The sequence below is a fragment of the uncultured Jannaschia sp. genome (assembly GCF_947494055.1).
Taxonomy (GTDB): Bacteria; Pseudomonadota; Alphaproteobacteria; order Rhodobacterales; family Rhodobacteraceae; genus Jannaschia.
The window spans coordinates 1-2,398 of sequence record NZ_CANLTR010000115.1 but is presented as its reverse complement, the minus strand read 5'-3'; the positions used below and the strand labels follow the sequence as shown (position 1 = coordinate 2,398).

At 66.4% G+C, this 2,398-nt stretch carries 2 protein-coding genes; both read left to right on the top strand.

Features of this window, described 5'->3' with window-relative positions:
- The first annotated feature begins 3 nt into the window (after positions 1-3).
- Positions 4-1,491, top strand: coding sequence for an IS21 family transposase (istA, locus tag Q1A87_RS23310; protein WP_299657200.1), 1,488 nt, complete (start codon positions 4-6; stop codon positions 1,489-1,491).
- Positions 1,488-2,252 carry an IS21-like element helper ATPase IstB gene (gene istB / locus Q1A87_RS23305; RefSeq protein WP_299657197.1) on the top strand — a complete coding sequence of 255 codons (765 nt, stop codon included), beginning with the start codon at positions 1,488-1,490 and terminating at the stop codon, positions 2,250-2,252. Before istA ends, istB begins: the two co-directional genes overlap by 4 nt.
- The last annotated feature ends 146 nt before the right edge of the window (positions 2,253-2,398 follow it).

Here is a 2,398-nt window from a genome sequence, read left to right as displayed (position 1 = left end):
ACCGTGGACTTGTATCGGAAGGTTCGGCTGGCCTGTGCGGAGGGCATGAGCCGGCGGCAGGCGGCGCGGCATTTCAACATCTCCCGCGACAGCGTGGCCAAGATGATGGCGTTCTCGGTTCCGCCTGGATACCGGCGCACGGCCCCGGCGAAGCGGCCGAAGCTGGATGCATTCACCGGGATCATCGACGACTGGCTCGAAGGCGATCGGGAGGTCCATCGCAAGCAACGACACACGGCGAAGCGGGTGTTCGAGCGGCTCCGCGACGAGCACGGGTTCACCGGCGGCTACACGATCGTGAAGGACTACATGCGTCAGCGCGAACGGCGCGGTCGCGAGGTGTTTGTGCCATTGGCGCATCCGCCCGGCCATGCTCAGGCCGACTTCGGCGAGGCGGTGGTCGTCATCGGCGGGATCGAGCAGAAGGCACATTTCTTCGTCCTGGACCTGCCGCACAGCGATGCCTGCTTCGTGCGTGCTTATCCGGCGGCGACGGCGGAAGCCTGGGTCGATGGCCATGTCCACGCCTTCGCGTTCTTCGGCAAGGTGCCCATCTCGGTCGTCTACGACAACGACCGATGCTTGGTGGCGAAGATCCTGCCGGACGGCACGCGCCAGCGGGCCACGCTCTTCAGCGGGTTCCTATCGCATTACCTGCTCCGCGATCGCTACGGCCGCCCCGGGAAAGGGAACGACAAGGGCAATGTGGAGGGGCTGGTCGGCTTCTCCCGCCGCAACTTCATGGTGCCGGTCCCGCGGTTCGCGACCTGGGACGCGTTCAACGCCTACCTCGAGGAGCAGTGCCGCAGGCGGCAGGCGGACGTCCTGCGCGGCCAGTCCGAGACGATCGGGGAACGGCTCGCCCGCGATCTGGCCGCCATGGCCGATCTGCCGGCGGCGCCGTTCGATGCCTGCGACCAGGCCACCGGACGGGTCAGCTCCCAGGCCCTGGTGCGCTACAAGACGAACGACTACTCGGTGCCCGTGGCTTATGGCCATCGCGACGTCTGGATCAGGGCCTATGTCGACGCCGTCGTAATCGGCTGCGGCGGCGAAGTCGTCGCCCGTCATCCACGCTGCTACGACCGCGAGGACACGGTCTTCGATCCGGTGCATTACCTTCCGCTCATCGAGCGTAAGATCAACGCCCTGGACCAGGCGGCGCCCTTGGCCGAGTGGGACCTTCCGCCGGAGTTCGCGACCCTGCGCCGCCTGATGGAAGCGCGGATGATCAAGGCCGGGCGCCGCGAATACGTGCAAGTTCTTCGCCTACTGGAGACCTTCGACGTCGACGATCTCCAGGCCGCCGTGAAGAAGGCGCTGCAACTGGGCGCGGTCGGCTTCGACGCCGTGAAGCACCTCGTCCTCTGCCACGTCGAGAGGCGGCCGCCGAGGCTGGACCTCGACGTCTATCCCTACCTGCCGCGTGCCGATGTCGCGACGACGTCGGCGGCCAGCTACATGGCCCTGCTGTCGGGGGATGCGGCATGACCGCGGCTCCGAAGATCCTGCTCGCGGATCACCTCAAGACGCTGAAGCTGCCCACCTTCCTGCGGGAGTATGAGAAGCTGGCGCGCCAGTGCGCCGCGGAGGGGCTGGACCATGTCCAGTTCCTGGCCCGCCTGGTGGAGCTGGAACTGATCGACCGCGAACGCAGGATGGTCGAGCGCCGGATCAAGGCCGCGAAGTTCCCGGCCACCAAGAGCCTCGACAGCTTCGACTTCAAGGCGATCCCGAAGCTCAACAAGATGCAGGTGCTGGAGCTTGCCCGCTGCGAATGGGTCGACCGGCGTGAGAACGTCATCGCCCTCGGGCCCAGCGGCACGGGCAAGACCCATGTTGCTCTCGGGCTGGGGCTGGCCGCCTGCCAGAAGGGCATGTCGGTCAGCTTCACCACCGCCGCGGCGCTGGTCAACGAACTGATGGAGGCCCGCGACGAGCGCCGTCTGCTCCGTCTGCAAAAGCAGTTGGCCGCTGTCAAATTGCTGATCATCGACGAGCTGGGCTTCGTGCCGCTGTCCAAGACCGGCGCCGAGCTGCTGTTCGAGCTGATCTCGCAGCGCTACGAGCGCGGCTCCACGATGATCACCAGCAATCTGCCGTTCGACGAGTGGACGGAGACATTCGGCACCGAGCGCCTGACCGGCGCTCTGCTCGACAGGCTGACCCACCATGTCACCATCCTCGAGATGAACGGCGACAGCTATCGGCTCGGGCAGAGCCGCGCCCGAAAGGCCGACGTCGCCACCTGATCACCCGTCGCAGGATTGGCCCTCCGGGCCAAAGCGCCATGGCACGCGCCAGCTATTTGTGGAGCGCGCGCGCCATGGCGCTCGGCACCCCAATATTGGCCTGGTTTTGCGCCGCCACGTGGCCGGATTTTACTCTGCCGTTGACA

Excerpts from the sequence above, each read along its gene's own strand:
- istB (WP_299657197.1), top strand. The coding sequence starts at position 1,488 with ATGACCGCGGCTCCGAAGATCCTGCTCGCGGATCACCTCAAGACGCTG.